This window comes from Mucilaginibacter sp. PAMC 26640 (assembly GCA_001596135.1).
Taxonomy (GTDB): Bacteria; Bacteroidota; Bacteroidia; order Sphingobacteriales; family Sphingobacteriaceae; genus Mucilaginibacter.
This window is the reverse complement of the sequence record CP014773.1, coordinates 492264-519204: the sequence shown is the minus strand read 5'-3', so window position 1 is coordinate 519204 and position 26941 is coordinate 492264. Positions and strand designations below refer to the sequence as shown.

The 26941-nt window shown below is 44.1% G+C and carries 27 protein-coding genes; 13 read left to right on the top strand and 14 right to left on the bottom strand.

Annotated features, from left to right (window positions below):
* Positions 1–31: 31 nt before the first annotated feature.
* Positions 32–745: a fatty acid desaturase gene (locus tag A0256_02290; protein AMR30327.1), complete on the bottom strand. Its 714-nt coding sequence runs from the start codon at positions 743–745 to the stop codon at positions 32–34.
* A gap of 28 nt (positions 746–773) precedes the next feature.
* Positions 774–1625 (bottom strand): 4-hydroxy-3-methylbut-2-enyl diphosphate reductase, encoded by an 852-nt coding sequence (locus tag A0256_02285; protein AMR30326.1) that lies wholly within the window; start codon positions 1623–1625, stop codon positions 774–776.
* 312 nt (positions 1626–1937) lie between these two features.
* Between A0256_02285 and A0256_02280 the strand changes: the two genes are divergently transcribed.
* Positions 1938–3641, top strand: a complete 1704-nt coding sequence (locus tag A0256_02280) for a hypothetical protein (protein ID AMR30325.1) — start codon at positions 1938–1940, stop codon at positions 3639–3641.
* Between the two features lie 133 nt (positions 3642–3774).
* On the opposite strand, the gene A0256_02275 is transcribed toward A0256_02280, so the two are convergent.
* The 5 genes from A0256_02275 to A0256_02255 form a co-directional block, all read right to left on the bottom strand.
* Positions 3775–4311 (bottom strand): hypothetical protein, encoded by a 537-nt coding sequence (locus A0256_02275; protein ID AMR30324.1) that lies wholly within the window; start codon positions 4309–4311, stop codon positions 3775–3777.
* Positions 4312–4764: 453 nt separating this feature from the next.
* Positions 4765–5376, bottom strand: coding sequence for a hypothetical protein (locus A0256_02270; protein AMR30323.1), 612 nt, complete (start codon positions 5374–5376; stop codon positions 4765–4767).
* A 3-nt stretch (positions 5377–5379) separates the two neighbouring features.
* Entirely contained in the window at positions 5380–5859 is a 480-nt protein-coding gene (locus A0256_02265) for a hypothetical protein (protein AMR30322.1), read from the bottom strand.
* Positions 5860–6129 (bottom strand): hypothetical protein, encoded by a 270-nt coding sequence (locus tag A0256_02260; protein AMR30321.1) that lies wholly within the window; start codon positions 6127–6129, stop codon positions 5860–5862.
* Between the two features lie 488 nt (positions 6130–6617).
* The gene (locus A0256_02255) at positions 6618–9161 is read right to left on the bottom strand and encodes a Clp protease ClpC (protein ID AMR30320.1); all 2544 of its coding nucleotides are present in this window, start codon (positions 9159–9161) and stop codon (positions 6618–6620) included.
* Between the two features lie 663 nt (positions 9162–9824).
* Here A0256_02255 and A0256_02250 point away from each other — a divergent pair.
* Entirely contained in the window at positions 9825–11507 is a 1683-nt protein-coding gene (locus tag A0256_02250; GenBank protein ID AMR30319.1) for an energy-dependent translational throttle protein EttA, read from the top strand.
* 195 nt (positions 11508–11702) lie between these two features.
* Here A0256_02250 and A0256_02245 read toward each other — a convergent pair whose 3' ends face one another.
* On the bottom strand, positions 11703–12581 hold the full coding sequence (locus tag A0256_02245) for a hypothetical protein (protein AMR30318.1): 879 nt from the start codon (positions 12579–12581) through the stop codon (positions 11703–11705).
* Positions 12582–13009: 428 nt separating this feature from the next.
* Positions 13010–13465 (bottom strand): hypothetical protein, encoded by a 456-nt coding sequence (locus tag A0256_02240; protein ID AMR30317.1) that lies wholly within the window; start codon positions 13463–13465, stop codon positions 13010–13012.
* Between the two features lie 88 nt (positions 13466–13553).
* Here A0256_02240 and A0256_02235 point away from each other — a divergent pair, with 88 nt between their 5' ends.
* Both A0256_02235 and A0256_02230 read left to right on the top strand, forming a co-directional pair.
* Positions 13554–13772: a hypothetical protein gene (locus A0256_02235; protein AMR34401.1), complete on the top strand. Its 219-nt coding sequence runs from the start codon at positions 13554–13556 to the stop codon at positions 13770–13772.
* Positions 13772–13981 (top strand): hypothetical protein, encoded by a 210-nt coding sequence (locus tag A0256_02230; GenBank protein ID AMR30316.1) that lies wholly within the window; start codon positions 13772–13774, stop codon positions 13979–13981. Before A0256_02235 ends, A0256_02230 begins: the two co-directional genes overlap by 1 nt.
* A 172-nt stretch (positions 13982–14153) precedes the next feature.
* Here the strand turns inward: A0256_02230 and A0256_02225 are convergent, their stop codons facing one another.
* The 3 genes from A0256_02225 to A0256_02215 form a co-directional block, all read right to left on the bottom strand.
* Positions 14154–15578, bottom strand: coding sequence for a chromosomal replication initiation protein DnaA (locus A0256_02225; GenBank protein AMR30315.1), 1425 nt, complete (start codon positions 15576–15578; stop codon positions 14154–14156).
* A 307-nt stretch (positions 15579–15885) separates the two neighbouring features.
* On the bottom strand, positions 15886–17433 hold the full coding sequence (locus A0256_02220) for a methylmalonyl-CoA mutase (GenBank protein ID AMR30314.1): 1548 nt from the start codon (positions 17431–17433) through the stop codon (positions 15886–15888).
* An 8-nt stretch (positions 17434–17441) separates the two neighbouring features.
* Positions 17442–17969 (bottom strand): hypothetical protein, encoded by a 528-nt coding sequence (locus A0256_02215; GenBank protein AMR30313.1) that lies wholly within the window; start codon positions 17967–17969, stop codon positions 17442–17444.
* Between the two features lie 93 nt (positions 17970–18062).
* Here A0256_02215 and A0256_02210 point away from each other — a divergent pair, with 93 nt between their 5' ends.
* The gene (locus tag A0256_02210) at positions 18063–18416 is read left to right on the top strand and encodes a [Fe-S]-binding protein (GenBank protein ID AMR30312.1); all 354 of its coding nucleotides are present in this window, start codon (positions 18063–18065) and stop codon (positions 18414–18416) included.
* 52 nt (positions 18417–18468) lie between these two features.
* On the opposite strand, the gene A0256_02205 is transcribed toward A0256_02210, so the two are convergent.
* The gene (locus A0256_02205; GenBank protein AMR30311.1) at positions 18469–19185 is read right to left on the bottom strand and encodes a hypothetical protein; all 717 of its coding nucleotides are present in this window, start codon (positions 19183–19185) and stop codon (positions 18469–18471) included.
* A 142-nt stretch (positions 19186–19327) separates the two neighbouring features.
* On the opposite strand from A0256_02205, the gene A0256_02200 reads away from it, so the two are divergent.
* The gene (locus A0256_02200) at positions 19328–20566 is read left to right on the top strand and encodes an ABC transporter (protein AMR30310.1); all 1239 of its coding nucleotides are present in this window, start codon (positions 19328–19330) and stop codon (positions 20564–20566) included.
* A gap of 200 nt (positions 20567–20766) precedes the next feature.
* Here the strand turns inward: A0256_02200 and A0256_02195 are convergent, their stop codons facing one another.
* On the bottom strand, positions 20767–21774 hold the full coding sequence (locus A0256_02195; protein ID AMR30309.1) for an aspartate-semialdehyde dehydrogenase: 1008 nt from the start codon (positions 21772–21774) through the stop codon (positions 20767–20769).
* Between the two features lie 360 nt (positions 21775–22134).
* Here A0256_02195 and A0256_02190 point away from each other — a divergent pair, with 360 nt between their 5' ends.
* From A0256_02190 to A0256_02160, 7 genes are all read left to right on the top strand, one after another.
* The gene (locus tag A0256_02190; protein AMR30308.1) at positions 22135–23085 is read left to right on the top strand and encodes an NAD-dependent epimerase; all 951 of its coding nucleotides are present in this window, start codon (positions 22135–22137) and stop codon (positions 23083–23085) included.
* Between the two features lie 93 nt (positions 23086–23178).
* A complete protein-coding gene (locus A0256_02185) occupies positions 23179–23904 on the top strand; it encodes a transcriptional regulator (protein AMR30307.1) in 726 nt (241 codons plus the stop codon).
* A gap of 86 nt (positions 23905–23990) precedes the next feature.
* Positions 23991–24206 carry a hypothetical protein gene (locus A0256_02180; protein ID AMR30306.1) on the top strand — a complete coding sequence of 72 codons (216 nt, stop codon included), beginning with the start codon at positions 23991–23993 and terminating at the stop codon, positions 24204–24206.
* Between the two features lie 65 nt (positions 24207–24271).
* Complete coding sequence (locus tag A0256_02175; protein AMR30305.1) at positions 24272–25348, top strand: hypothetical protein; 1077 nt, start codon at positions 24272–24274, stop codon at positions 25346–25348.
* 33 nt (positions 25349–25381) lie between these two features.
* Complete coding sequence (locus A0256_02170) at positions 25382–25783, top strand: hypothetical protein (GenBank protein AMR30304.1); 402 nt, start codon at positions 25382–25384, stop codon at positions 25781–25783.
* 121 nt (positions 25784–25904) lie between these two features.
* The gene (locus A0256_02165; GenBank protein AMR30303.1) at positions 25905–26414 is read left to right on the top strand and encodes a phosphoribosyltransferase; all 510 of its coding nucleotides are present in this window, start codon (positions 25905–25907) and stop codon (positions 26412–26414) included.
* Between the two features lie 16 nt (positions 26415–26430).
* Positions 26431–26667: a hypothetical protein gene (locus tag A0256_02160; GenBank protein AMR30302.1), complete on the top strand. Its 237-nt coding sequence runs from the start codon at positions 26431–26433 to the stop codon at positions 26665–26667.
* Positions 26668–26941: the final 274 nt, after the last annotated feature.

Below are 26941 nucleotides of genomic sequence, written 5' to 3'. Positions count from 1 at the left end.
ATTGGCTTGAGCCGCCGCCTATTATTGCAAATTAATGATGAGGGGCAATCTCGGTGCGATGCTGTACCGGTGGCAGCGGGGTTTGCCATAATTTCCACCACGGTACCCAGGGCGCTTCGTGATGTTCGTAGTGATAGCCAAAAAAGTAACAGCTGAAAAATGCCAGGAAATGGTTGCGCCTAAAGCTGCGGCTTTGATGCTTATTGTCGTGTTCGCCTTTGTGAGGTAAATAGGTGCCAAAGTAGAATAGTTGCAACGTGCTTAACAATGAGGGTGCAACCCAAAAAAGCAGCAGGTTAGCTTGTGGAATCCAAAGCTTCAAGATGTTAAACAAGGCTGCCATGACTACAATTTGCCAAATAGAGAGGTAATTTCGGATGAAACGCACGTACCAGGAAAAGAATCCTCCGTTGTGGTAATCCGGATCATCCGCTGTGTGTACGCTATTGTGATGCATATGGTGTTTTCCATAAAGTTGCTTATACCAGAAAGTGGCATAAAGAAACGTACAGATATACCCCACAGCGTTGTTAATGTTTTTATCCGGCGCTACTGTTCCGTGCATCGCATCGTGGGCGGTGATGAACAAACCGGTATACAAGTGCATTTGCACCAGTATGCAGAGGTATAGCAAAGGGTTGGCAAAGTTTACTTGCCATTGCATCAGTAAAATGATGGCAGTTATCCAAGTGCCAATCACCAGAATGGCAACCAACAGGCCGGTATATGAAGGTGATTTTTCCACTAATTGGTATACAGCAAATAGCGTGCAGTTAATACGTTTCCAGTTCTGCTTTTACTTGTTGCATAAGCCACATGGGGGTTGATGTTGCTCCGGCTATACCTATCCTGTCATTTGGGGCAAACATGTCCGTGCGCAATTCGCTTACGCTGGAGACGAAATAACTGTTGGGGTTATGTTTTCGGCAAACCTCATAAAGCACTTTACCGTTAGATGATTTTTTGCCGGATACAAAAACGATCTTATCAAATTTAGCTACAAACGCCGGCAGATCTTTGTCCCGGTTGGATACCTGGCGGCAAATCGTATCGTTTGCCTTCACTTCATAACCGCGGCTGATCAACTCATCCTTTACATTGTAAAACTTCTCCATGCTTTTAGTGGTTTGGCTGTACAGGGTAAAACTGGCAGGAAGTTCTACGTCATCCAGTTCTGCAATGTCCTGGAATACCAGTGCGTTACCATTGGTTTGCCCTTCTAAACCCACCACTTCGGCGTGGCCATGTTTACCAAAGATCAGGATCTTCTCATCTTTATCATAAGATGTTTTGATTCGGTTTTGCAATTTTAAAACTACGGGGCAGCTGGCATCTATCAGGGTAATGTTGTTATCTAAAGCAATCCGGTAAGTTTCGGGTGCTTCACCGTGTGCACGGATCAATACTTTTTCATCGCGCAGGTTTAACAGTTCGGCATGTTCAATAATGCGCAGGCCCTGTGCCTTTAGCCGGTCAACTTCTTCGTCATTGTGTACAATATCACCAAGGCAATATAAATACCCATCTTCGGCCAAAATTTCTTCGGCCATATCGATAGCGTATACCACACCGAAACAAAAGCCCGAATCCTGATCGATAGTAACCTTTAACTGATAATCACCCATTTGGATACAAAAATACGCTATTAATATTTATAGTAAAAGAGAAAAGGTGAGATGGATATAGAGAGGGGCGGATTAAACTGTAGCTAAAACCTCCATCTTTTTGCCGGCCGCCCCTTTAAAGGGACGGTAATGAAGTATTACTGCTTTTTAGTGCTATCGGTCTGGTCCGTACCAAGCTGGTAAACTCGCCAGAGGTGCAACTTCACTGCCGTTGGTTGCAACCAACGGGTGCAAGCAGTCAAACTTGTCTTTGAAAATTCCATTGGCCGTTCATTAAGATCCTTTTATATATTTGGGTAAACTTGCCCTCACATGAAAAAATTCCTGTACCTGCTGCTTTTAATTTACGTACCTGCTTTCGCGCAAACTTTCAGAGTTACCATATCTCCCGCCCTGCACCAGGTGGCACTTGATGGCCGGTTACTCTTACTGGTCTCCAAAAATAACCTGGCCGAACCCCGTTTCCAGGTAGGCGATGCGCAAAATACCCAGCAGGTTTTCGGTGTGGATGTAGAGAATTGGCAGCCGGCAACCAGCCAAACTATAGATGTGCAAGCCTTCGGCTACCCGGTTGAGCGACTGAAGGACCTGCCCGCAGGCGATTACTACCTACAAGTATTGCTGCACAAGTATGAAACCTTTCACCTAAAAACGGGGCAAACCGTGAAGCTGTCGATGGACCGCGGCGAAGGCCAGCACTGGAACGTGGCTCCGGGTAATATCTATTCCCTGCCGGTAAAATTGCACATCGACCCGATGGCTAATAAGGAGATCGCCCTAAACATCAGCCAGATCATCCCGCCAATCAAATCACCTGCCGATACCAAATATATTAAGCATATCCGCATTCAAAGTAAACTGCTTACCGAGTTTTGGGGCAGGCCGATGTATATCGGCGCAAACATATTGTTGCCAGGCGGCTTTGAGGAGCATCCTAAAGTGAAATATCCGCTGGCTATATTCCACGGACATTTCCCGGCAGATTTTGAGGGTTTTAGCGCAACTCCACCTGATGCTGGTTTGAAGCCTGATACTTCTGCCCGTTTCCATATAACGGGCTATAACCGTATTGTGCAGCAGGAGGCGTATGACTTTTATAAGCTGTGGACCGGCCCCAAGTTCCCGAGGGTGCTGGCGATAGAGATCCAGCATGCCAACCCTTATTATGACGACTCTTATGCAGTGAATTCAGAGAACCTTGGTCCCTATGGCGATGCGATAACCTATGAGCTGATCCCGGAGATTGAGCGGCGCTTCCGGGGAATCGGTAAAGGCTGGGCGCGTTTTGTATATGGAGGCTCTACCGGCGGCTGGGAGGCCCTGGCTGTGCAGGTGCTGTATCCCGATGAATATAATGGCAGTTATGCCGCCTGCCCTGATCCGGTTGATTTTCACCATTACACCACCATGAATATTTATGAGGACAAGAATGCCTACTACCCCGAAAGCGACTTTAAGAAAACGCCCCGCCCCGGCGAGCGCGATTATCTAGGCCATGTTCAGGCTACTTTGAAAGAGATCAATCAGCGTGAACTGGCACTAGGCACCCGCAGCCGCAGTGGCGACCAGTTTGATATTTGGGAGGCTGTGTTTTCGCCGATGGATAAGGATGGCTACCCCAAGCGGATCTACGACAAATACACAGGTGTTATTGACACCAGCGTGGCGAATTACTGGAAAGAACATTTCGACCTTACCCATATCATAAAACGCGACTGGCCCAAAATTGGCGATAAGTTAAAAGGAAAAATTCATATTTACGTGGGCGATATGGACACCTATTATCTAAACAATGCTGTTTATAGTGCCGAGGATATGCTGAAAAAGCTGAGCAACCCAGTTTGTAACTGCCAGGTTGACTACGGCGACCGCGCCGAGCATTGCTGGAATGGCGACCATACCCAGCCTAACTATATTAGCCGCCTGCGGTATCACCAAATGTTTATTAAACGATGGGTGGACGAAATAGGGGGCAGGGCACCAAAAGGCGCTGATCTGAAAAGCTGGCGGTACTAAAACCTGTTTCTGTTCGCGCTACATTTTAATAAAAACAAGCGCGAACAGCCCGAATATGCCCGAACACGCTCGTTTATTAAGAACTATATCAACAATATGCTGCCAATATAGGATAGCGAGTCTCCGCAAGCTATTATTTATGTTTCAAAATCGTTTCTTCTGCCAGCTCAAAATGCATCGAATCTACATAATCGCCCGAAAACTCGGCACCCCAATACCAGCCGTGGGCATTAAAATAAGGGAATAAAATATAGATACCTCTGTGCGTTTGATGTACGCCCTGGTCAACCACGCCTTTGCCGAAATACAGATCTATTGCCGTTCCGAAACTGTGGTTTGAAAATTTATGGGGGTTAGCCCGGCGACTTCTTACGCACCACATGCCTGCAGTTTTTACGCCAGCGTAAACATCCGGATGCTCGGTCTTTACCTGGGCGAAGATCTGCTTTAAAGATTCAACGGCATACGCCAAACCGGTAACTTTAAAGGGGCCAATGTCTACACCAGTCAGAAGTTTTTTGTTGTATACCGGATCACCCTTAGAACAATCTTTGGTAAGTGAGCCGGGTGTTCCAAGGACTGCCAGCATAGTAGTTTCAGCTGCGGAGCTCAATCCTTTGTTCATTATTTCCTTAGCCGGGATAGGGATCAGGTCATCAAGCTTTGCCATTTTATTTGTGGATTAAATTGTGAAGAATTGGTTAATTACACTGTAAAGCTAGCACTAAACTTATTTGCCCAATACCGTATTTTTACCCTTTGTCTACCCGGTAAATCGCCTGAATCACAGTAAAACAGTTTCTTATTCAAACGGATTTTATATTATATTTCCAGACTGTATATAAAATGGCAGATTTGATACCGGTATACTTTCAATCCAACTTACCATTCCATCAGCGGCAGTGGCTTTTTAAATCATCAGCATTTTGGCGGGGTGGCATTTCGGCTGGTAAGTAAAAGATTCATACTAACGAAAACCAACGAAGCGATGATGATGAAAGGCAATATAAAATCCATCTTGTTATCCAGCTCCCAAAATAAACCTGTTTGGATAGTAAAGCCAATCATCGTATCCATCTGTAAAATTACTCGGTTTTCTCCCTGTTATGTTCATTTACAACTGCTAAACAGCGTCTGCTGAAAGGCTTGCAATATCTTTATCCAGCTGAATAATTATTTTGCCAAACGATTTTTTAAACAACCATTTTCCCAGTTTATAAGCAAGTGGCGTCATCATTATAATACAAACAATAAGGGCCAGCCACACTATAGGCTTATTCATAAAAAATGCCACATCCCTGCCCGAACCCATCACACCGCCCCATATATAGCCTGCGCTTACACTAAAAGGGTAAATGCATAATGCCACCCTGTTTTGCATGCGCATCCACGAATTAAGTGCATCGCGGTTACGCGTAAGCTCGGCAAGCAGGCTGTTTCCTGATACATGATCATTCACAGACAGGTAAAGTTTAAGTGCACTTGCTACTGCCCACAAACTAAATATCAGCGTTATAGCAAATAGCACCCGTATCTGCCAAAAAGCAAAGAAACAGATAACTAAAACGTACGAAATAATACAAAGTGCACCCCATAACATATTGGTTAACAATGCCCGCTTTATTTTCTTTAAAGTGGTCACCTGTCCTGATAGTTTTAATTGATCTACGCTGTGTACATCGTTAATTCCCGCAGTTGCAGCTTTATGCGCTTTCCAAACTTCTTCAATATCCATTATTTAGTCCTGTGTTAAAATCGTTTGCAGTTGACTTTTTATCCGATGCAGCTTAACCCCTGTATAGTTGGCTTTGATCCCCAGTACATCTGCTATTTCCGGGTTATCGTATCCTTCCAGGTGCATGGTTATAATAATCCGATCCACCTCTGCCAGCTGCCGTATGGCTTTGTACAGCCGTTGTATATCCTCTTTTTGTTCGGTTTGTTGATTTACAGGTATAATAAAATCCTCCAGCGTGTCTGTATAACTAAGTGGCCTTGTTTTGCGGTTGGCTGTAAAAATGGTATTAATGGCTACCTGGTAAAGCCAGGTGCTGAATTTTGCCTCTTTGCGAAAACCCGCCAGTCCTTTCCATGCGTTCAGTAAAATTTCTTGGTATAAGTCGTTGCGGTCGTTTAACGAATAGGCGTACAACCCTATCAGTTTTAAGATAAGCCCGTGGCATTGCTTTACCTGCCCTAAAAATTCTTTTTCGCCCAATTAAAGTTTAGATATAATGAGATAGAACATCGCTGCAAACAAAATAACCAGGTGAACAATAAGCCAGCTGCGCTGCCACAGCGGCCGTTTAGTCCAGGTAACCCGGTAATCAAACGGGTCGGCGATGAGGCTAATGCCAAGCATCATGAAGCCGCTTTGCCAGTCTTTTAAAATTAAGAAAACAATTGCCGCAAATAGCAGGCTGGTGTAAGCTATCCGGTTAATTTTTACAGATCGTAATTGCTCTGATGGGGTGAGTAAAGTTTTCATCTAATCATTTTTATAATGAGTATAATGAAAAGTGGATTTATTACAGTTGCCGTGAAATAATTGTGCCCTTATCGTTATTCTCCACGAATCTAAGTTTTGGATGTACAGGGTTGCTGAAGAAATCCCCTTATGTTTGATCTTTTGAGCATGGGTCAATTAATATTCCCATCCTTCATATTTAATATTAGGCTTTTCAGACTTTTTTATCCGCCTGATTTTTCGGTTCCGTTGATTGCGAAGCCATTTTCTAAAGCCAGCTTTGGGCTTTAGCGTATATTTCTGATTGAAACTATGTTCTATCTGATAAGATCTAAGGCCCATTTTAAATTTATTTTTTTTAACGGTGCACCAATATATCAATTATTGCTTACAGTATTAATTTAGCCAGGTGTGCTGCACGGAGGGCAACAAAGTTTAGCAAGATCTTAATCCAACAAAAAAACCCGCCTACTTTCGTAAACGGGTTTGGATATTGTTAAAGCATTAGCTTATTGTTTTTGCTCTTCTTCCGGTTTTTTGTCTTCACCTTCCGGTTTATTACGGCCAAGGATCTTAATCTGGTCAGCTTCTTTATCGTAATCCACTTCCATAGTATCTCCCTCAGTTAAATCACCTTTCAGGATCTCTTCTGCAATTGGATCTTCCAAATATTTCTGGATCGCACGTTTTAACGGACGGGCACCAAACTGTGAATCGTATCCTTTCTCAGCAATATATTCTTTTGCCTCCAGGGTTAATTCGATTTTGTACCCAAGGCTGTTCACTCTGCCAAATAAGGCCGCTAATTCTATATCGATGATCTTGAAGATCTCGTCTTTACCCAAAGAGTTAAATACGATCACATCATCTATACGGTTTAAGAACTCCGGAGCGAAAGCGCGTTTCAAAGCGTTTTCTATCACACCACGGGAGTGTGCGTCTGCCTGAGTAGTTTTGGCAGCTGTAGTAAAACCAACACCCTGGCCAAAATCCTTCAACTGGCGTGCGCCGATGTTAGATGTCATGATGATGATAGTGTTCCTGAAATCAACCTTGCGGCCCAAAGAATCAGTTAACTGGCCTTCATCTAATACCTGTAACAGTATGTTGAATACATCCGGGTGGGCTTTCTCAATCTCATCCAGCAATACAACTGCGTATGGTTTGCGGCGCACCTTTTCGGTTAACTGCCCGCCTTCTTCGTAACCTACGTAGCCCGGAGGCGCTCCCACTAAACGGGATACCGCGAATTTCTCCATGTACTCACTCATATCTATCTGGATCAACGCGTCTTCGGTATCAAACATGTAGCGGGCCAATTCTTTAGCAAGCTCAGTTTTACCAACACCGGTTGGGCCTAAAAAGATGAATGAACCGATTGGTTTTTTAGGATCTTTCAATCCGGCACGTGTACGTTGAATAGCACGGGTCAGTTTCTTGATCGCGTCATCCTGGCCAATGATTTTATTAGCCATGGTATCACCCATCGTTAACAGTTTCAGGCTGTCGGCCTGGCCTACCCGTTGTACCGGGATGCCGGTCATCATAGACACCACTTCAGCAACATTGTCTTCAGAAACGGTGTAGCGTTTAGATTTTGTTTCTGCTTCCCAAACGGCTTTAGCCTGCTCCAGCTCCTCTAAGAGGTGCTTTTCGGTATCGCGTAGTTTGGCAGCTTCTTCGTATTTCTGGCTGCGTACAACTTTATTCTTTTCTATCTTGATTTGTTCGATCTTCTGCTCGATATCCAGAATCTGTTGCGGAACGTGGATATTAGTTAAATGCACACGTGAGCCGGATTCATCCAAAGCATCAATAGCCTTATCAGGTAAAAAGCGGTCGGTAATGTAGCGTGTTGTTAAAGCAACGCAGGCATTGATCGCTTCCGGCGTATAAGTAACACCGTGGTGTTCTTCGTATTTTTCTTTAATCCGGTTCAGGATCTCGATGGTTTCATCCGGTGTGGCAGGTTCTACCATTACCTTTTGAAAACGACGATCTAAAGCACCATCTTTTTCAATATACTGACGGTACTCATCAAGCGTAGTTGCGCCAATGCACTGAATCTCTCCACGGGCCAGTGCCGGTTTAAACATGTTGGATGCATCTAACGAGCCAGATGCGCCACCTGCACCTACTATGGTGTGGATCTCATCGATGAACAGGATCACATCCGGAGATTTTTCCAATTCGTTCATCACAGCCTTCATCCGCTCTTCAAACTGACCGCGGTATTTAGTACCCGCAACCAATGAAGCAAGATCTAGTGTAACCACGCGTTTGTTGAACAATACGCGAGACACTTTGCGCTGTACAATACGTAAAGCTAAACCTTCTGCAATGGCACTTTTACCAACACCCGGCTCACCTATCAGGATAGGGTTATTCTTTTTACGGCGGCTCAGGATCTGCGATACGCGTTCAATTTCTTTTTCACGGCCAACGATAGGGTCAAGCTTACCTTCTTCGGCAGCTTTTGTCAGGTCGCGGCCAAAATTGTCAAGTACCGGAGTTTTTGACTTGATATCTGACACTTTTTTCGGCTGACTAAAAGAATCATCTTCTTTAAAGTCGTCGTCGCCACCGGTTGATGATCCCGGCATTTCGTCGGTAACATCGTTTTTATGCGATTCAACTTCGCTTTTAAATACTTCGTAATTCACGTTAAATTGCATCAAAATCTGTGAAGCAATATTATCTTCATCGCGTAGGATAGATAGCAGTAAGTGCTCGGTACCTATCACATCACTCTTAAAGATCTTGGCTTCCAGGTAAGTTATTTTTAATACTTTTTCGGCTTGTTTGGTTAACGGGATGCTGCCTATATGTACGTTGGTGCCAATGGTGCCTTTCACGGCATCTTCCACAGCGCGGCGTAATTTAGCAGTATCAACGGTTAGCCCTTTTAATAATTTGATTGCCACGCCATCACCATCACGGATGAGGCCAAGCAAAAGGTGCTCTGTACCAATATAATCATGGCCAAGGCGTAATGCCTCCTCCCTGCTGTACTGTATCACATCTTTAACCCGCGGCGAGAATTTAGCTTCCATATATACCTTTCTGATTATGATCGTCCTAAACTATAAATTTGTTTCTATTAGTCAAGGCGATAGTTTTTAGATTTATCAACAATGTTGCCAAGTTTTTGGCTTTCCTATAAACAGACACTTTAATGATAAGCCGACTGTTTAACAAACATAATAATCGTTTTTAAACTCAGATACCAAACCTGGAACCACCTGATTATTATTGCAATTACGCTAATACCTGCTTCCCGGATGCTTCGTTCGTTCGATAAATATTCATTTAGGCACCAAATAAACATTTAATAGGTAAGTCGCAGGGCAATTAGTCACTTTTTATGACAATACGGCATGGTAGGGGTACTGCGCTGAACCGTACGTGCGCTTTCTCACAAACCAAACGATTTGCATTGTAATATACAAGTTATTGGATGAATTTTACATGAAAAAATTCATATTTGAAACATTCCATATTATAAAGTGAAGAAACACTTTGCATATGCGGTTCGGTAAAGTAAAATAAATCCTATGTTTTGATCCCAAAGCGATATAACGGGTTTGAATGGTACAACGCAAAGGATAGCCTCACTAGAACTCGGATGTATTTAAATTTCCCTTTACATTAATTTTGTATTCAAATCTTATTAAGAGATATTTGAAATCTTATACATTATAAAGCAATTCTGAAAAATGGCTGACGAAAAGATCATATTTTCTATGGCTGGGGTAAGCAAAGTTTATCCCCCGCAAAAAACGGTGCTCAAGAATATTTACCTGTCGTTTTTCTATGGTGCCAAAATAGGCGTTATTGGCTTAAACGGTTCGGGTAAATCATCCCTGCTCAAGATCATTGCCGGTATTGATAAAACCAATATTGGCGAGGTGGTTTTTTCGCCAGGTTACACCGTAGGTTACCTGAGCCAGGAGCCGGAGCTTGACCCCGACAAAACCGTTAAGGAAATTGTGGAGGAAGGCGTGGCTGCAACATCGGCCCTGTTAAAAGAATACGAAGATATCAACGAGAAATTCGGACTGGAAGAATATTACAGCGATGCCGATAAAATGGATAAGCTGATGAGCCGCCAGGGCGAACTGCAGGACCAGATAGATGCCGTTAACGCCTGGGAATTGGATGTTAAACTGGAGCGTGCCATGGATGCCCTCCGCTGCCCTGATCCGGATACAAAAATATCGGTATTATCGGGTGGCGAGCGCCGCCGTGTGGCTTTATGCCGACTGCTTTTGCAAGAACCGGATGTGCTGTTGCTGGATGAGCCGACGAATCACCTGGATGCAGAATCCATTGACTGGCTGGAGCAGCACCTTAAACAATATAAAGGAACCGTTATTGCCGTAACGCACGACAGGTACTTCCTGGATAACGTGGCGGGTTGGATCCTGGAGCTTGACCGTGGCGAAGGGTTACCATGGAAGGGAAATTATTCCTCATGGCTGGATCAAAAATCCAAGCGTTTAGCCCAGGAAGAAAAAGGCGAAAGCAAACGCCAGAAAATATTGGAGCGCGAGCTGGAGTGGGTTCGCATGGGTGCCAAAGGCCGACATGCCAAATCGAAAGCACGTTTATCCAACTATGACAAGTTAGCATCAGAGGAAACAAAGGACAGGGAAGAAAAGCTGGAATTGTTTATTCCGCCGGGCCCGCGTTTGGGTAATATCGTTATAGAAGCCAATAATGTTACCAAAGCTTATGGCGATAAAGTATTGTTTGAAAATCTGACGTTTTCCTTGCCCCCCGCGGGTATTGTGGGCATTATCGGCCCCAATGGCGCGGGTAAAACCACGTTATTCCGTTTAATAACCGGGCAGGACGAACCTGATGCCGGAACTTTCCGCGTAGGGGAAACGGTTGCTTTAGGGTATGTTGACCAGATGCACGACGACCTGGATCCTAATAAATCTGTTTGGGAAAACGTAACAGGCGGACTGGAAACCATTATGGTTGGTAACCGACCGCTCAACTCGCGCGCCTACGTGTCTCGCTTTAACTTTAACGGTGCGGATCAGCAGAAAAAAGTTGGCGTACTATCTGGCGGTGAGCGAAACCGGGTGCATTTATCCATTACGCTGAAAAAAGGCTCTAACGTTTTGTTACTGGATGAGCCTACCAATGATATCGACGTAAACACACTACGTTCCCTGGAAGAAGCGCTGGAAAACTTTGGCGGCTGTGCGGTAGTCATCAGTCACGACAGGTGGTTCCTCGACAGGATCTGTACCCACATCCTTGCCTTTGAAGGTAACTCACAGGTTTACTTCTTTGAAGGAAACTACAGCGATTACGAAGAGAACCGCAAGAAACGTTTAGGTGATGTAGCACCGAAAAGGATCAGGTACAAGAAACTGGTGGGCTAGGATGTCTGAATTAGAATCTTCAGAAGTATAGAATTTTCAGAATAAAAAAACAACAAAGCCGGCAGTCGCAGGCTTTGTTGTTTTTTTATTCTGTCGATGGGAGGAACGAAGCAATCTCTACATTGGACAAGCGGCCTTGCAATTTTCAATTCATCGCATAGAGGTAGGGTCGTATTTCGCAATGACGGTTTTTTGCTAGGCCTTGAATTCCACAAACCTCTTCTTGTAAACCTTATACGCCATCCACAATCCAATACCTATTAGCACAAACACCCACAGGTTTGCGATGCCCAATACTAATTCGGTAAAGATCATCCAGCCATTCGTTACAGCCATCAGCAGACGTTTAAAAAATGGCAGCTGATAAGCCGAAGGATCATCGTTGGCTATCATTTCTTTTACAATAGTATTGCTTTGGTAAAAGTCAAGGCTGATGGTGCTGTATTTTACAGCGGCATCTATGCGGCGGTTATTGATCTGTCCGTCTACCAGGTCGTCTTTCAACCAAAGCACTTTTTGAGGATCTTTGATCGTGATCTTGCCTTTCTTTTGTTGTGCCACCAGTTCTGCACGGCTTTGGAGCTTTAGCTTATCGGAAAGATAATCCAGCGACAGATCTTCAATATCCATCTGCCTGGAGGTAACATAAATGCCCAGGCGACTTACACGCGTCATAAACTCTTCCAGCTTAGTACTGGGTACTTTAATGGTCATGTCGGCAACTGTTTTAAATGCAGCTACCCTCATCAAAGAATCATCGCTGATGCGGATATCCTGACTGTTCTGAATATTGGAAGTCATTTGATGGTGCATGATCATACCATTGTATTTGGTAGCGAGCCATGAAATGGAGTCGCCGGTTTGCTGCACATTTTTCACTTTAAAACTAATATCAGCACTCTTTACCAATTTTGGCGCTTTAGACAGCAGGCTGTCTGCATCTACACTTGTGGAATCGGCGCTGCCCGATTGCGCATTGCTGTTGTTGATCGCTTCATAATCGGTACGCATTTTTCCTTTACAGGCGGCCAGCATAGCAATAGCCGCAAGTATAATAATGATTTTTGTTTTCATAATGATCTATCTGGTTTGGTATTGATACCCGAGACCATGAAATAGTAACCCTGTTTTACGATTGATTATCAAATATTTATCAACTTAAATATTTGATAATCAATATTTTATGAAACAAGTAAAGCCAACGGCATACTTGCCGGCGGCTTGGATTGAAATACCCGAATCGGTTTATTATTGATACGCAACATCACTCAATAGTAACCCTACTTTCGGCTGATATTGAAAATGTTACAAATGGGTAGAGGCGGGATGGGCAAGGTGCAAAAATCAGGAGAGAAACGACATGTAAAACTGCTTTATGTATATGGTGGCCGAATTTTACAGGCAAAGCCTATCAATCATTAGAAGCTATCGGATGGCAACTGTTAAATTAAAAAAAGAAAACTTGAATATTGTAAGCGAAGGATTTTGCTTGATTCCCTGCTTCACTCCGGGCAATCATCCTTGCGGCGGGTATCTATCACATAAATGATCTTCCAGCCGGCCGGCGTTTTCATCAGCTGGAAAAAGTCAATACCGCAATGGCTAAAAACGCCGCCGAGATAAAATTTATAGGGTGTCCAAACGCTCGCCAGGGGACCATCAACCTTAATGTCGCCCCAGGTAATCCGTTCATCGTAAACTTCCTTATGTGGTGTGCCGATGGATTTCAGGAAGTCGTTGGGGTTTTCGTTCATCAATATCACAGTTCCGTCCTTCTGGGGCTTTAAACCCTGGAATACCAGGCCCGGCGCAAACACCGAGCGCAACATAGTGCTATCTCCTTTGCGCATGGCATCAAACATGGTGGTGATGCTTTTCTTGATCTCTTCCTTTTCGGTTTGGCAAAAAGCCCGGGTAGCGAAGGCAATGGCGATCAGTAGCAGGATTAGCTTTTTCATAGTGGACGGAGTTGATGATGCAAATTACAAAATATTGGAAATAAGTTCATTGTGTGTAAATGTATAATTTTGCATAAATTCGTATATGATTGATTACAGAGATTATATCGAAGTTGACCCCAACATAAGATTTGGTAAGCCTGTTATTATTGGTACTAGAATTACTGTATACGATGTTTTACATTGGCTGGCCTCTGGGATGAGCCACCAGGAAATAATTGAAGATTTTCCTCAATTGAATGAAGGGCAAATTTTGGCCTGTCTTTCATATGCTGCGAATAAAGAGCGCATAGTAAAGGTTGCGTAATGCGTTTGCTGGCTGACGCAAATATTTCCTGGCGTTTAAAAAAGCTTTTGCCTTACTGGCATATTTTCCCGGTAGACGAAATCGACTTATCATCTCGCGCTAGTGATTTTACAATATTTCAATTTGCCAAAGCAAATGAGCTGACTATATTGACTTTCGACGAGGATTTTCTGAGTTACAGAACTTGTATTCCTTTCCACCAAAAATAATATGGCTGCGTACTGGGAATGTGACTACCACATATATAGCCGAAATACTTTTAAAACATGAAATTGCTATATCAAACTTTGTAGATGATGCTGAAATTGGGATCTACGAAATACATGCATAACAAAAAAAGCCCCGCAATCGCGAGGCTTCCAAATATGCTCAACGCCGAATTTACGACATCTTTAATTTCTTCTGGATATCGGCTACGTAGCCTTTGAATTTCTTATCGGTATCGATGAGGTCTTCTACCGTTTGGCAGGCATAGATCACGGTTGAGTGATCGCGTCCACCGAAGAAATTACCGATTGATTTGAGTGAACTCTTGGTGTGCGCCTTGGCCAGGTACATGCTGATCTGGCGGGCCTGCACAATCTCGCGTTTACGGGTTTGTGATTTTACCATATCAATAGGCACTTCAAAGTACTCGCAAACCAGGCTCTGGATATATTCCATCGAAATCTCCTTAGCGGAATTCTTTACAAAATTCTTAAGCATCTGCTTAGCCAGGTTCAGGTCGATCTCTTTCCGATTTAAGGTAGATTGCGCCAATAAAGAAACCATAGCGCCTTCCAGCTCACGTACATTATTATCTATGTTATGTGCAACATATTCTATTACATCATTAGATAGTTCGATACCATCCTGGTAGATCTTGTTCTTCAGGATAGCCATACGTGTTTCCAGATCAGGGATCTGCAGATCGGCAGAAAGGCCCCATTTGAAACGTGAAAGCAAGCGCTCCTCTAAACCAGCCAGGTCTTTAGGGGCTTTATCTGATGTAATGATCAGCTGTTTGCCGCTTTGGTGCAGGTGATTGAAAATATGGAAGAAGAAATCCTGTGTTTTTTCTTTTCCGGCAAAGTTATGTACATCATCCATAATGAGTACATCTATTGCCTGGTAAAAATTCACAAAATCGTTTATGTTATTGTGTTTAAGGGCATCAACAAACTGCTGTGTAAACTTCTCACAGCTTACGTATAATACCAGCTTATCCGGCAGGCTGCGTTTGATCTCGTTACCAATAGCTTGCGCAAGGTGAGTTTTACCTAAACCTACACCACCATATATCATTAATGGGTTAAATGAGGTACCGCCAGGTTTGGCAGCAACAGCATAACCGGCAGAGCGGGCCAGCCGGTTACAATCACCTTCAACAAAGCTTTCGAAAGTGTAGTTGCGATTAAGCTGCGGATCTACATTCAGTTTCTTCAAACCCGGTATTACAAACGGATTTTTGATGTCCTTGTTAATAGAAATGGGTATCGGCATTGATTGATTCTTCGATTCGGCACCATTGCCGTTGGATGGCATGTTAGTGGTATAAGGTTTGGCAGAAGATTGCTCCACTACTATGTTATACTCCAGCCTTCCTTCATCACCCAGTTGTTTCTTTATCGTTTTACGCAGCAGGCCAACATAATGCTCTTCCAGCCATTCGTAAAAGAATAAACTCGGTACCTGTATGGTCAATACGCTTCCTTCCATCCGCAAAGCTTTTATCGGCTCAAACCAGGTTTTAAAACTCTGGGCCGGTATGTTGTCTTTGATGATCAGCAAGCAGCTATTCCAAACGGTAGTACAAGTTTTTTCCATAGTTCGTATTAGTAATTATTTGATTTTCAGTGTCCCAGCGTGCAATAGTTTCGGCCGTTTCGGAACATCGAAGATTCTAAAAAATCTCGGATTATAAAACACAATCCGAGAAATATATTTATAAATATTACCGCTTTTGATTGCAAGTGTTAAAGTTATTAACACTATATTTCGCATGCAGAAGGGCATTTTATGCGTCAGAATCGCTGTAACGCACTTTTTAAAATTATAGCCTAGTATTTGTATATTTTGTGGAATACTTTTTAGTATGAGATTGGACACATTATTAACTAGAACGATATGCTAGTTAATATTCACCAAATACATCCCTCATCGCATCGGCTATTTCGCCTAATGTAGCGTAGCACTCAACAGCCGTTAAAATAAAAGGCATCAGGTTATCCTTTCCTTTGGCAGCAATTGTTAATTTTTGCAAGGCCAGACTAACCTCTTCGTTGTTTCTCCAGGCCTTTAAACGGATTTTTTGTTCAATTTGTTTCTGCCGGATGGAATCATCCACTTTAAAAACACTATCTGCCACAGCCTCAGGCTGAATAAATTTATTTACCCCAACCAGCACCCGCTCACCACTTTCAATATCATTTTGGTATTGGTAAGCGGCGGCAGCTATCTCCTGCTGCATGTAATCCTGCTCTATTGCTTTTACAGATCCGCCCATAGCATCAATCCTGTCAATATACACCTGGGCTTGGGTTTCTATCTCATTTGTCAGCGCTTCTATAAAATATGATCCGGCAAGTGGGTCAACCGTATCGGTAACACCGCTTTCAAAGGCAATGATCTGTTGGGTACGTAGCGCAATTTTGGCGGCAGCTTCGGTGGGTAATGAAAGCGCTTCATCAAACCCGTTGGTATGTAAAGATTGTGTGCCGCCCAATACGGCAGCCATTGCCTGCATCCCCACCCTCACAATGTTATTCATGGGCTGCTGTGCCGTTAGGGTAGAGCCACCCGTTTGGGTATGGAAACGCAGCTTTTGAGCGCCGGGGTCTGTTGCACCCAATTCTTTGGTCATATGCGCCCACATACGGCGCGCTGCTCTGAACTTGGCTATTTCCTCAAAAAAGTTATTATGGCAATTGAAGAAAAAGGAAAGGCGTTTTGCAAATATGTTGATATCAAGCCCTTTATCTAAAGCCGCTTTTAAATAGGTTTTGCCATTTGCAAGGGTAAAAGCAAGTTCCTGTACCGCAGTAGAACCAGCCTCGCGAATATGATAGCCGGAGATGGAAATGGTGTTCCATTTGGGTACCTCCGTACTGCAGTATTCAAAAATATCGGTGATGAGCCGCATTGATGGTACAGGCGGATAAATATAGGTACCCCTGGCGGCGTACTCCTTTAATATGTCATTTTGGATGGTTCCCGAGATCTGCTTCAGATCCGCCCCCTGTTTTTTTGCTAACGCGATATACATGGCCAGCAGGATGGATGCCGTAGCATTTATCGTCATGCTGGTAGTAATATCCTTTAATTGGATACCCTCAAAAAGGATCTCGATATCCTTTAAGGAATCTATAGCAACGCCTACTTTGCCTACTTCGCCTTCTGCTAATTCGTGGTCGCTGTCGTATCCTATTTGCGTGGGCAGGTCAAAAGCTACGGAAAGCCCCATAGTTCCCTGGCTCAACAGATAATGATAGCGTTTATTGCTTTCTTCGGCGGTGGAGAAGCCAGCATACTGGCGCATGGTCCAGGGTTTGCCGCGGTACATGTCCTTTTGAATGCCGCGGGTATAAGGATACTGCCCCGGCAATTCATCCATGGCGGAGGGTTCGGTATAAACCTCTTTTACCTCAATGCCCGAGCTGTTGACGAATTTTTTATCGGCCATGGTCGCTTTTAAAACAGGTCCTCCAGGTCCTGCCTGATCAGGTTGATGGCAATATCATATGGGTTTTCTTCAAGTTTGCCTAAATGGGTAAGGGTTATCTTGCCGAGATCCAACCCGCTTGCATTTTCAGGCAGGGCTTGCAGCGCACTGTTCACTACACTCAGGGTGTCATCTTTTACACGTTTGATCACTGCCCATGCCCTGGCACTCACGTAAATTTGCTGTGTAACATTATGCTGAAATTCATTACGGATCTCGTTTACCACAACAGCATGTAATTCAGCAGCAGAGAGGCCATTGCCTGCTAAGCGGATCAACAAATTGGCGGGGTTCACCCGGTCTACAAACAGTACCAGTCGCTCGTAGGCTTGCAGGCGCAGTGGCAGTGTTTGATTACTTACCGCTTTTTTAAACTCCAGGATCTGTAAGTTTTGTGTTTTATCAAGGTAGGGCTTAAACAGGTAAAAGGCTACGTAAATAACACCAATACCCGCAACGGTATATTTTAATATATCTGTTAGTAGGCTGTAAAGCATAAAGTTTTATAATGTTAGGCAGGGGTCATAAATAATATGGCGCTGCAAAAATCCGCATTTTACCTTATATTTGTATAGTTAATTAAAAATAAGATGAGCGCTACTGTTGAAACCCTTGTTGCACCTGTAACTTTTACACCAGGTGCCGTTACCGAACTTTTTAAACTAAGAGATCAGCAAGAACTTAATGATGATTTTGGCCTGCGCATAGGTGTTGAGGGCGGCGGTTGCTCCGGCATGAGCTACGTTTTGGGTTTCGACCAAAAGAAAGATGGCGACCAGGTTTACCTGATAGAAGGCCTTGTAGTTTATATGCATAAGGCACACGGCATGTACTTAGCAGGGATGCAAATTGATTTCCAGAACGGTTTAAATGCCCGTGGGTTTACCTTTAACAACCCTAATGCTGCCAGCACCTGCGGTTGCGGTACATCGTTTTCGGTATAGGGTTATAAATTATAATTGCAGAATGAATATGAAAGCTCCTAATGGAGCTTTTTTAGTTTTCGGCTTTAGCCTGGCTAAGCGCTTTCCTCAGAAATATTATCGAGCTGGTACCATAGCCCGAACTGCTGAAACGGGTGATGCCTTTTTTGTCGATCACTACATTAGTAGGGTAACTGCCTACACTCAGGTTTCTGGCATATTCACGCCCGTCATACGTTTGCTGATATTTAAAGGCAGTAACCTTCAGAAAATCTTTGATCTCATATTTCAGATCCAAACCCACGGCAATAAAAACTACCTCCGGGTTCTCTGTCACCAGCTTGTTTAACTCCGGAATCTCCATCTTACAGGGTTCGCAGGCGATAAACCAGAAGTTAAGCACTACTACTTTTCCCTCCAATGCTTTAAAGTCTATTTTATTTCCGTTGATGTCCTTCAATTTGGGAAGTTCCTTTTTCTCACCTACCGGGAAGGCCGGACTTGGCGGTGGAGGAGGCATCCACTCATGGCGCCTAGCTATATCTTCTTCGGTCATCCGCACCAGCACCATCGTGTCGCCGGATAATGCATTGCTGCTCAGTTTATATATTCCGCTTGCCATACGTTTGTGCCATTCATCGGCGGGTACAACAACGCCGCTGGAATCTTTTATGATTTTATTGTCCAGGTTCACATTTCGGCGGATCACCGTTCGGATGCCAGGGTTTTGTGCCCTGGTCAATGTGATGCTTATCATCATCAGTAGCAGGAGCAAAGTTTTTTTACCCATAGTAATAAGTGTTTGGTTGCGTGAAAATAGCACTTGTTTTGCACTAAACGAAATTTATTGCCGAGTAACTAATTCGGCTGCGCGCTGTAACAAAAGGGGGTGTTGCTTAGTCAAATCCCTGCGAGTTTCTTAAATTTAAGCCATGCCGGTAAAAACCACCTACAGAGAAAATATAGCCATTGCCTTACAATCCATAGCGGGTAACCGGCTACGCACATCGCTAACGGCATTAATTATTGCCATCGGCATTATGGCGCTGGTAGGTATCTTAACTGCTATTGAAGGGATCAGGCAGTATACCAATGATGCCTTTGCAGGGCTGGGTGCCAACTCCTTTACCATACAAAACAGGGGCTCAGGTATCAGCTTCGGTAATGGCGGGCACCGTAAAATGTACCCGGTGATCACCTACGAACAGGCCGCAAAATTTGAGAAAACATTTAAGCTTCCGGCCCGGATCAGGATAGATCTGAATGTTACCGGTACTGCTGTTGCCAAATACAACAGTATTAAAACCAACCCCAATATTACGGTAACCGGTTCCAATGAAAATTACCTGGCAACCACGGGGCACAAAATGGCCTATGGCCGTAACTTCTCGGCAACCGAACTGGAACATGGTGCAAATGTGGTGATCATAGGTGACGAGATAAGGCTGAAACTTTTTAAAAGCGAGGACCCGATCAACAAATCCATCCTATTGGGGAATAGCAAATTCCGCATCATCGGGGTGTTTCAGCCGAAGGGCAGCAATAGCTTTGGCGGTGATAAATTTTGCATTATCCCGGTGGTAAAGGCAAGGCAGATCGTAGCCACCACAAAACCGTCATTCCAGGTGGTATTATCGGTATCAGACCCAACGGTTTTGGATGCCAGCATTGGCGAGGCAACTTCACTATTCCGAAACATCCGCAGCCTGCGGATCAGTGAGGCCGATAATTTCGAGATTTCGCGCAGCGACTCCATCCAGCAGGAACTCTCCGGACAACTGGCGGGGATTACCGTTGCCGGTTTTGCCATTGGCTTTATTACTTTAATAGGTGCAGCTATTGGTTTAATGAATATTATGCTGGTATCGGTAACAGAGCGTACCCGCGAAATTGGTTTGCGCAAAGCCTTAGGCGCTACGCCTTCGGTTATCCGTAAGCAGTTTCTGATAGAAGCAATCGTAATTTGCCTCATCGGAGGTGTTGGCGGCATCATATTGGGCATGGCAGCAGGGAACCTGATAGCCGTAAATATTAGCGGGTCTTTTGTTGTGCCATGGTTATGGCTGTTCTCTGCCATACTGCTTTGTACCATTATCGGTTTATCGTCAGGATTTTATCCGGCAAAAAAAGCCTCCAAGCTGGATCCGGTGGAAGCGCTGAGGTATGAGTAACGAATAAGACTCAGGACGGTAAGATCAAGAGATAAGAAATTGTGTATGTCCACAATTGTAAATAAAAAAGGATCAGTACAACTGATCCTTTTTTATTTACAAAATCTTGATTCTTAATGTCTTTAATCTTAATTTCTTGATTCTTGATGTCTTGAATCTTGATTTCTCGATTCTTGATGTCTTGAATCTTGATGCTGGTATTAAGCTTCTACAGCCTGTCCAATCAACTGTTTAGCCACCAAATACTCGGCAATTTGCACGGCATTGGTTGCAGCGCCTTTGCGCAGGTTGTCTGATACGATCCAGCAGTTTAAGGTATTCGGCTGGGTTTCGTCGCGGCGGATTCGACCTACAAAAACTTCGTCCTTGTCGTGCGCATCCAAAGGCATTGGGTATTTAAGGTTAGCAATATCATCTGTAACCACTATCCCCGGTGACTTGCCCAGCAAGGCTTTCACCTCTTCCACGTCAAAATCATTCAGGAACTCAATATTAACCGACTCCGAGTGGCCGCCCATAACCGGGATCCGCACGGTGGTAGCGGTAACTTTAATGCTATCGTCCCCCATTATTTTAACGGTTTCTTTCACCATCTTCATCTCCTCTTTAGTGTATCCGTTTTCGGTGAATACATCAATTTGGGGTATCACGTTCAAGTCGATAGTATATGGATAAGCCATTGGGCCATCAATACCCTTACGCTCGTTAAATAATTGGTCAACTGCTTTTACGCCGGTACCGGTTACCGATTGATAGGTAGAAACTACTACACGTTTAATTTTATAGGCATCGTGCAGGGGCTTCAAAGCCACTACCATTTGTATGGTGGAGCAATTGGGGTTAGCGATGATCTTATCATCGGCAGTTAATACAGCTGCATTTACTTCTGGTACTACCAGTTTTTTGGTAGGGTCCATACGCCATGCAGATGAATTATCTATCACGGTAGTGCCGGCTTCGGCAAACATAGGAGCCTGCTCTAAAGAAGCGCTACCGCCAGCACTAAATAAGGCAACATCCGGCTTTTGCTTTATCGCATCCTCAACAGAAACCACCTTATACTGCTTACCCTTAAAAGTAATTTCTTTACCAATACTTTTTGCGGAAGCTACGGGGATTAATTCTGTAACGGGGAAGTTGCGTTCCTCAAGGATCTGCAACATTTTAGTGCCTACCAAACCGGTGGCACCTACTACTGCGACTTTCATTTTTAAGTTATTAAATATATACTATTTTGTTGTTTGCTTATCCGGCAAAGTTAAATTACCCAGTGAAAGAGGCGTATGTCCTCTTTGTATTTACCTTCTTTGCGAAGCAGAGATGGCCGGCCAGCGTTACCTAGCCGGGGTGTGTTAACTAAATTCCAAATATGCGATTTTTTTTGGGAATGTCTACCAAACTGGTATGCAAATGTAGCCTGATCTCGACTTTGAGGGTTAGCAGAGTTTACAACGTTGGTTTTATAGGTAGTCGGGCACTGAATGGTATTGGTTGGTTTGATTGGTGTGCAGACAAAAAATTCCGGTTTACGCTCAAATTTTTACCTTTGTACCTAAACCTGCATCTGCATGAGCGAAAAGATTTTAGTGATAGGCGCCAACGGCCAAATCGGTACCGAACTGGTTACCGCTTTGAGGAACATTCATGGCGCCGAAAATGTAATAGCATCTGATATCAACAGCCCTAATTATGCTATCCGCAATGGCGGGCCTTTTGAATTTGCCAATGTACTGGATAAAGATAACCTACACCACCTGTTTGATAAACACCGCCCAACACAGGTTTACCTGTTGGCAGCTATATTATCTGCCGTAGGGGAGCAAAAGCCCAAAATGGCCTGGGACTTGAACATGACCGGCCTGTTATACATTCTTGATTTTGCTGTTGAATTTAAAACTGCCAAAGTTTTCTGGCCGAGTTCCATAGCGGTATTTGGTCCGCATTCGCCACAGTACGATACCCCGCAATATTGCGTGATGGATCCAAACACGGTGTATGGTTTTAGTAAACTGGCGGGCGAACGCTGGTGCGAATATTATCACAGTAAACATGGCCTGGATGTCCGGAGCATCCGGTACCCGGGCTTAATTGGCTGGCGCGCCTCACCTGGGGGTGGCACTACCGATTATGCCGTGCATATATTTCATGAGGCATTAAAGAAAGGCAAATATCAAAGCTTTCTATCAGCCAATACCGCACTGCCAATGATGTACATGGAGGATGCCATCCGCGCCACGTTAAGCCTGATGGATGCACCGGCAGAAAATATCACCATCCGCAGCAGTTATAATTTGGGCGGCATCAGTTTTACACCAGAGCAATTAGCAGACGAAATTAAAAAGCATTTGCCTAATTTTGAGATAAGTTACAGCGATACCGATCCGCGCCAGGCAATTGCGGACAGCTGGCCAAAATCGATAGATGACAGCCAGGCACAACAAGACTGGGGCTGGCAAATAGCATACGACCTCAGCAAAATGACCAGCGATATGCTAGATAATTTGAAGAAAATAATTTAGAAGCCCCCTAACCTCCTGAAGGGGGAATAAAGAGCTTAATGGTATAACAAAATAATAAAAATCCGGCTCCCCCTTTAGGGCGCCGGGGGCAATATGGGAAGAGCATTTGAATTCCGTAAAGAAAGAAAGTTTAAGCGCTGGGCCAAAATGGCGGTGCAGTTTACCCGTTTGGGTAAAGAAATTGTAATGGCGGTAAAAGCCGGCGGCGGCGACCCGAATTCTAACTCGCGCCTGCGTACGGCTATCCAAAACTCCAAAGCGGTTAACATGCCTAAAGATAGGGTAGAGGCAGCTATTAAACGCGCCACCAGTCGCGATGAAAAGGATTACGAAGAAATTGTATACGAGGGTTACGCACAGCACGGTGTAGCCATATTGGTAGAAACCGCTACCGATAACCTTAACCGCACCGTGGCCAACGTACGCAGCTATTTTACCAAGTATGGCGGCACATTGGGTAAAACAGGTTCGCTGGATTTTATTTTCAGCCGCAAATCGGTATTTACCTTTGATCCGGGCGACCGCGACCTGGAAGAGCTGGAATTTGAACTGATAGATGCCGGATTAGAAGATCTTTTTGTTGACGCTGACGAAGAAGGTAACGAAATAGCGGTACTGCATGCCGCCTATGAAGATTTCGGTAAGATGCAAAAGGCTCTGGAAGGCTTGGGCATCGAAACCAAATCAGCCAAACTGGAGCGCGTTGCACAGTCAAACATCGCTGTAACCGAAGAGCAGTCTGTTGATGTGTTTAAGATCATCGACCGGCTTGAGGAAGACGATGACGTGCAGGCGGTATACCATAATATGGCGGAATAATTTAATCTGAAGATTTGAAAATGGGATAATTTCATGAGTGTATTCCTTTTCAAATCCTCAAATCATTTCATTATTAAATTGACATCATGCCACTACTATCAACCCGGAAACAGGAAAAGAAAGTAAAAGTAACCTTTGCCAACGGTTTGCTATTTGTTGAAAAAGCAGACGGTAAGCAGCAGGCTTTCCCACTGGAATGGTTTCCTAAACTGCTGAATGCAACCGACGAGGAGCGCGAAGAGTGGGATCAAACCGATAAGGGGATCCGCTTTAAACTGCTGGACGTTGACGTTGCACTGTAGAGGCGGGTTGAGATGGAAGAGGCAGCAGTCTCCTGTCTCAATTCTCCAATCTCAAATTTAAAAATATGACTTTCGAAGAGTTTTTTCAGAAAAAGAGGATCAGCTTGACTGCTTTGCAAGCGGGTGAGCCAGACTTGTTTGCTGAATTTAAAATCCACTTCGAGAAGATGGGCGAGAAAAGCTTCGACCATACCAAGAAATATTGGTTCAACAAACTCAGGCAGACCTATCACCTGCCACCGGAACAAAAGCCGGAAAAAATGCACCTGGAGAACCGCCTGGCCGAGCAAACTATAGTAGATACGCTTACGGATACCATCCCAACACCTTCAGTAGGCTTTAAACCAAAATTTAGTGCCGCTGTGGTTAAGCCGGCGGATGAAACTACCGACCAAAATGCGGATAAACCAATTGGGCAAAACGCAGCTGCCGAAACGCCGGATCAAAATTCAGCAGTAGCGGAAAAACCTGCAGCTAAGGCGGCTGGCTTTAAACCAAGGTTTAACCCAAAAATGGTTACGGCCAAAGCCGTTGACGAATTTGTAAAACCCGATGATACTTTTTTAAACGAAGAGGTACAAACTGAGACGCCCGCCCCGGAACAACCGGAAGCGTCCGTAGCAAAACCAGCCGGGTTTAAACCTCGGTTTAATGCGAAGATGGTTGCTCCAAAACCGATTGCCGCAGAAGAGGGTAAAACAGCGGAGCCGCCGGCACCCGTGGATAGTGAAGAGGTGCAACCGGCAGAGCCTACTGCTAAACCATCGGGTTTTAAACCACGGTTCAACGCCAAGATGGTTACTCCAAAACCTGAGGAGGGTATTTCTAAAAAGGAAGAAGTTAAGACAGCAGAAGAACCGGTTGAACAAATACCTGCAGAACCAGCGGAGGCTGCACCTAAGCCCGCGGGCTTTAAACCACGTTTCAATATGAAAATGGTAGCGCCCAAGGTTGAGGCAGCGGAAAAAGCGGAAGATGCAACTGCCGGACCGGTTTCTGATCATACTGCTGAACCCGTGACCCCAACAACTGAAACGCCAGCTGACGAAAGTACCGGTGTTGAGCAACCAGCAATAAAACCTGCAGGTTTTAAGCCGAGATTTAATGCGGCAAAAATGAAGCCCAAGCCGCCGCAGGAATAATTACCTATTTAAGAACATCATACTAATAAAGATATGGATCCTGAAGAACTGCTGAACGAAACCGGCGGAGAACCCAATAAAGCAAAAAAGGAAAGTCCGCTGGTAAGCCTGGAACGCGACCTGAAGCTGTTTAACGAAAGCATTCGTGAGGTAGCCGTAGAGATCATGCTGGAAGGCTTGTCACTGCACCCTATTTTTGTAGCTCATCAGCACGAGATCAAACTGGGTGAAGTGATCCTGGACCGCAACGAACTCAACACAGAGTGGAGCATCCATGCCTCCACAATAGAAGAATTTACCGAGCGGGGTATTATTAAAAAAGAACTTAAAGAACGCTTTTTAACCACCTACAAAAACCCGCATGATTTCATGTGTCTGTTTGTAGTAGTGCCGGAGGGTGCAAATTTTGTGTATTATCCGTATGTGAAGGGGTAGCTTTATTGTAAGCGATTTACAATTGCAAATTTATAGGGTTATTTCTACCTTTAAATTGTAAACCAAAGCTGCAAATACAAACATTCAACCTCCAACTTTACAACCTCCCAACAAGAGAAAGATGCCAGATAAAAAACTCCTCATATTAAACAGTAAGCAGATCCAGCAAAAGATAGATCGTATTGCCTACCAGGTGCTGGAGGATAATTTCGACGAGACCGAGATCCTGATTGCCGGCATTTTGCCCCGTGGTAACCAAGTGGCTGAACGGTTAAAGGCTGTACTGGATGAGATAGCTCCTTTCAAAAGTCGCCTGCTCACCATCGAATTGGAAAAACAAAGCACAAGTTTAAGTGCAAAAATCAATTTTGATATTGAGGAATGCAGCAATAAGGTAATTGTGCTGGTAGATGATGTTCTGAACAGCGGCAAAACCCTCGCTTATGGTTTCGGCGTGTTTCTGGATGTACCACTGAAAAAATTGCGAACGGTAGTATTGGTCGACAGAAATCATAAGAGCTTCCCGGTAACTACCGACTATGCCGGCATCGCACTTTCTACCGTGATAAAAGAACACGTTAATGTTGTATTAGATGTAGCGGGTGAAGAGGATGCGGTTTATTTGATGTAGATTGTTAAATTTGTTTATGTCAGCATCAGAAATACAAGAAACCAGGAAAGGCCTGATCGCTTGGATAGAAAAACTATCGGATTTAGAGATGCTTTCAATGTTAGACGGCGTTAAAGAATCAACATCCGATAGCGATTGGTGGGCAGACTTAAGCGATACACAAAGGGGCAGACTCTCAAAAAGCCTTGAAAGTGCCAAAAATGGCAAGACCGTATCTTCTGAAGAGTTTTGGAAGCGTCTGAAAAATGCTTGACAAACTATTTAGCTTACGATACAGACGAAGCTATAGAGGACTCGATTAATATTAGCGAGTACATTTTGCTAAATTTTTTACGCAACGGGAAGTACGCAATTTTTATAAACTTCTGGAGCGTTTTGAGAAAGTAGTATCAGCATTCCCGCTAATGTACCCTAAAAGCATGCTGAATAATGATGTTCATAGGGCAGTGCTCAGTAAGCCACTTTCTGTCTTTTATGCCATCTCCGATGACACCATTTTCATTATCGGTATGAATTGATAACCGTAT